The organism is Ruegeria sp. BHSB064 (assembly GCF_059613205.1).
This window is the reverse complement of the sequence record NZ_JBXWSB010000210.1, coordinates 1-4,122: the sequence shown is the minus strand read 5'-3', so window position 1 is coordinate 4,122 and position 4,122 is coordinate 1. Positions and strand designations below refer to the sequence as shown.

The following is a 4,122-nucleotide window of genomic DNA, read 5'->3' as shown; positions in this document are numbered from 1 at the left end:
CACGCAAGAGGAACTCGGCGCACAGGCGGATGTCATCATAACCATCACCTCAGCCTTCGAGCCGCTGCTGATGAAAGACTGGATCAAACCCGGCACCCATCTGGCCTGCATGGGCACCGACACCAAAGGCAAGCAAGAGGTCGACGCCGCGCTGGTCGCAGCCGCCACTGTCTTCACCGACGAGGTCGCCCAGTCCATCTCCATCGGTGAAGCCCAACACGCCATCGCGGGCGGCACCCTGATCGAGAACCAAATCACCCCCATCGGTGCCGTCATCAACAGCGACCACAAGGGCCGGACCAGCGACACCGAAATCACCCTCTTCGACGGAACAGGCGTCGGCCTACAAGACCTCGCCGTCGCAAAAGTCGCAGCAAAACTCGCAGAAGACAGCGGTCTGGCCGAAAAAACCACGCTGTGATTATCTACGCAAAAGAGCGAACCGATGCTCTCCCAAAGCGGCTCGTTCCCGGGCCGTTCCACGGCTAAGGCGACGGCGTCCAGCCCGGACGCTTTCGCACACACAAATCTACGTTAGGCACTGGAAGAAAACGGCTCGCCCAAAGTTTCTGGGTCGACCTCAATCCCAAGGCCTGCCCCATTCGGAACATGCAGCAAACCGTCAGTGCAGGGCGGCATACCGGTCGCATTCTGCACCGTCACCCAATTCATGAAGTCCACCGTGTGCGCCGCAAGCCGCACTGGGAGTCTGCCCATCATCTGAGCCGTGGCAGCGGTGTTAATGGTGCTTCCACCGGTATCTTCAATGGTCACCTTCAACCCCAACTGCACGGCCACATCACTGAGCAGCCGGGTTGGGCCAACCCCACCGATCCGGGCCATTTTGAGCGTTACCCCCGAAACCATCCCATCGGCATGTGCAGCCAGCATAGGCTCGAGACCAGTGATGCTTTCATCCAATACAAACGGATGAGGGCAAGATTGGGCAACACGTCGGTTTTCGGCCATCGACATACAAGGTTGTTCAAGCCAAAAGTCCAGATCGCCCACGCCCCGTAAAAAGCGAAGCGCATCTTCAACCAGCCATCCGCCATTGGCATCCGCATAGAGCGCAACATCAGAAGGGACAGCGCTTCGAACCGCGCGCAAACGCTCGATATCCTCCAGCGGATCCTGTCCAACTTTGACCTGCAGCCGCCGATAGCCTTGTTTCAGATAGGCCAGCGCGCTCCGCGCCATCTCGTCAGGGGCGGCCTGACTGATCGAGCGATAAAGCGTAACGGATCGAGTAGCACCTCCGCCCAAAAAGGAACAAAGCGGCATCCCTGCCCGACGCGCCGCCAAATCCCACGCGGCCATGTCAATTGCGGATTTTACACCGGGCTGGCCCAGCATGGCCGCGTTCATTACCTCGGCCAACTGTGCTGGCGCATCTGAAGGCAAACCAATCACCTCCGGCAGTAACCGCGCTGTGCCTTCCGCCATCTCTTCGGGAAAAGCCTCAGCATAAAATGCCCCAAGAGGCGCCGCCTCTCCCCAGCCGATGGTGCCATCAGCCGCTTCAAGGGCGACGATCACGGCGTGGAAGCCATGTTCGGTCTGCCCGCGGCACACATATTTTCCTGCGGCAAAGGGTTGGTATTGCCGCCAGGCGCGCGCCGAAACGATGGGAACAGGTTGGATCATGTGACAGCCTAAGACCGTCGAAGCACGTCAATCGCGACATCATCCAGGTTCAACCTCGCGCCCTCATTTGCCACTGTCAAAACACTAAACTTTCTTAGTCAATTCTTCGGGCGGTATATGCCTCGTCAAACGGTTATCAGGCAAAACCAAAGTGTTCTTAACATGTGCCACCGCCCTAACACGAAAAGAAGGCACCTCGACCCGACAATTTGTCAAGTCGCCTCTTCAGCCGCGCGTTTCGCGGCGATCATGCCCAGAAGCTGCTCTTTGGAGCGCCGGATGTGGTTGGCCAAGACGTCGCAAGCTTCTTCAACTTTACGCTCTTGCGCCAGCCGCAATAACTCGCGATGGTCTTTCTTTGCCGGTTCGCGCTGCTTCATAACACTCAGATGCATACGCACATACCGATCCGATTGCAGGCTGATGCGATCCAGCAGCTCGTTGGTCAGTTTCCGCTGCGAGGCGGCGTAAAGCGCTGAATGATATTTGTAGTTCAGGACACCCCACTTCCCCACATCGTTTTCATCATAAGATCTCTCCATCTGGGTCAGAATCTCTTCGCACCGCGTAAAATCAGCGGATGTCATGTTTGGGATGGCGTGGTGAAACAGATCCACTTCGATCAGGATGCGCAAATCGAAAATCTCGCCAATCTCTCTGAGGGAATGTTTGGTGACAGAGCCGCCCCGATTGTTGGCCCATTGCACAAGACCCTCGGCATTCAGACGTTTGAGCGCTTCACGGACCGGCATTCGGGAAACAGCGTATTCTTCAGCCAGTGCCTCTTGCCGGATGGTTTCGCCCTCGGCCAGCTCACCGCTCAGAATACGTTCGCGCAGATCGTCTGCGATAACCTCCGGCAAGCTCTGCTTGGTGATTGCTCGTTTTCCTGCCATTTCAAGTCTAGCCCTGCAGCATTTCAGGTAGAGGTACCGGTTTTTCGCAATTTCTCAAAGCCGAACCAATGCTTTCGCGCCGGCAGAATGCTTCCATCAGCCCAAGCGCGGGGTATGGATATACGCGGTCAAACACCCCAGGTATCCGACAGACGATAGCCACCGGGCCACGGATCGTCAGGGTCAAGCATGTGTTGATGAATACCTGTGATCCACCCTCGGCCACTGATCTCGGGTATGATCGCCGCGCGGCCGCCCACCTGCGCCACGTCGACGATCCGACCCGTAAAGCTCGACCCGATGATTGAGGTGGCCTCAAACGTCTGACCGGGCGCCATCAATCCTTTTGCGACCATCAACGCCATTCGCGCGGAAACTGCAGTTCCGGTAGGCGAGCGGTCGACTTTACCCGGTTGGATTGCGACAGCGGACTTACCAGTCAGCGCGGTTTCGGTCTCAGCCAAAGGGCCACAGAAGGCACAGAACGAGATATGATCCCACTCGGGATTTTCAGGATGCGAGAACCCAAGCTGTTCGTTCGCGGCATTGGTGATCTTCACGCCCAGTCGGGCAATATCGCGAGCTTCATGTTCGACAATTTCGAAGCCCAGCGCCTTGGCATCAACCACCACAAAACTGTCACCTCCATAGGCCGTGTCCACAGTGATCGTGCCCAACCCCGGCACCTCGAGCGGGACCGACAGCTTGTCGGCGAAACTGGGCAGGTTCTGCACAAAAACACGCTGCACCTTTCCATTGCTGCATTCCGCACGTACCCGAACCAGCCCGCCCGGTGCCTCAAGCACCATGTGGGTTTCGGGCTCCTGCATCGGTATGATCCCCCCATCCAGCAACACGGTCGAAACACAGATCGAGTTTGATCCTGACATCGGTGGGGTGTCTTCCGGCTCCATTATGATCCAGGCTGCGTCAGCCTCGGGGTGTTTCGGGGGCACCAGCAGATTGACATGGCGGAATACACCGCCGCGTGGTTCGTTCAGGACAAAGTTTCGCAAGGTCTGGTCTTGCGCGATGAAATTGCGCTGCGCCCAAACCGTTTCGCCGGGTGGTGGGGCAACACCTCCAACTATGACATCGCCCACCTCGCCTTCAGCATGCGCCGAAATCACGTGTATCGTCTTGCTGCTACGCATTTGGCTCCTCAATCATGTTGCGCGACAGGCGCTGGTTACCGCGAATGCCGAAGTGATTTTCATCGCGCATCCTCGGGCTCAAAACCGTGTGGATGCGTAAGGCGTCAAGTCAAGCACAGGTTTCGCGCCTGTAGCCAGATCAGCGATAAGCTCTGCGGTGCCTGCGGATTGGGTCAAACCCAGATGACCATGGCCAAAGGCATACAGAACCTGAGGCGCGTGGGCAGAGCGGTTGATGACTGGCAGGCTGTCTGGCAACGATGGGCGAAAACCCATCCACTGCGTACCACCTTCAAGATTTAAGGCAGGCAGGAACCGCCCGGCTTTGGCCAGCAATGTGTCTGCGCGCTTGTAATTGGGGGCCAGCTTTAACCCACCCAGTTCAACCGCGCCTCCAACCCGCACACCTTCGTTGATCCGCGTCA

Annotated in this window: 4 protein-coding genes and 1 pseudogene; 1 reads left to right on the top strand and 4 read right to left on the bottom strand. The window is 57.6% G+C overall.

What is annotated here, in order from left to right:
• Window positions 1-421: pseudogene (locus AC2FNU_RS24140) on the top strand (ornithine cyclodeaminase family protein); the annotation flags it as partial.
• Between the two features lie 113 nt (window positions 422-534).
• On the opposite strand, the gene AC2FNU_RS24135 reads toward AC2FNU_RS24140, so the two are convergent.
• The 4 genes from AC2FNU_RS24135 to AC2FNU_RS24120 all read right to left on the bottom strand — a co-directional run.
• Window positions 535-1,647: a mandelate racemase/muconate lactonizing enzyme family protein gene (locus AC2FNU_RS24135; RefSeq protein WP_496793887.1), complete on the bottom strand. Its 1,113-nt coding sequence runs from the start codon at window positions 1,645-1,647 to the stop codon at window positions 535-537.
• A 212-nt stretch (window positions 1,648-1,859) separates the two neighbouring features.
• On the bottom strand, window positions 1,860-2,543 hold the full coding sequence (locus AC2FNU_RS24130) for a GntR family transcriptional regulator (RefSeq protein ID WP_496793883.1): 684 nt from the start codon (window positions 2,541-2,543) through the stop codon (window positions 1,860-1,862).
• Between the two features lie 128 nt (window positions 2,544-2,671).
• Window positions 2,672-3,697: a trans-3-hydroxy-L-proline dehydratase gene (locus tag AC2FNU_RS24125; protein ID WP_496793881.1), complete on the bottom strand. Its 1,026-nt coding sequence runs from the start codon at window positions 3,695-3,697 to the stop codon at window positions 2,672-2,674.
• Window positions 3,698-3,775: 78 nt separating this feature from the next.
• A partial coding sequence (locus AC2FNU_RS24120) for an NAD(P)/FAD-dependent oxidoreductase (RefSeq protein WP_496793878.1) occupies window positions 3,776-4,122 on the bottom strand: 347 nt, incomplete at its 5' end.

Coding starts and splice junctions, on each gene's coding strand:
- AC2FNU_RS24135 (WP_496793887.1), bottom strand. CDS start 1,647: ATGATCCAACCTGTTCCCATCGTTTCGGCGCGCGCCTGGCGGCAATAC.
- AC2FNU_RS24130 (WP_496793883.1), bottom strand. CDS start 2,543: ATGGCAGGAAAACGAGCAATCACCAAGCAGAGCTTGCCGGAGGTTATC.
- AC2FNU_RS24125 (WP_496793881.1), bottom strand. CDS start 3,697: ATGCGTAGCAGCAAGACGATACACGTGATTTCGGCGCATGCTGAAGGC.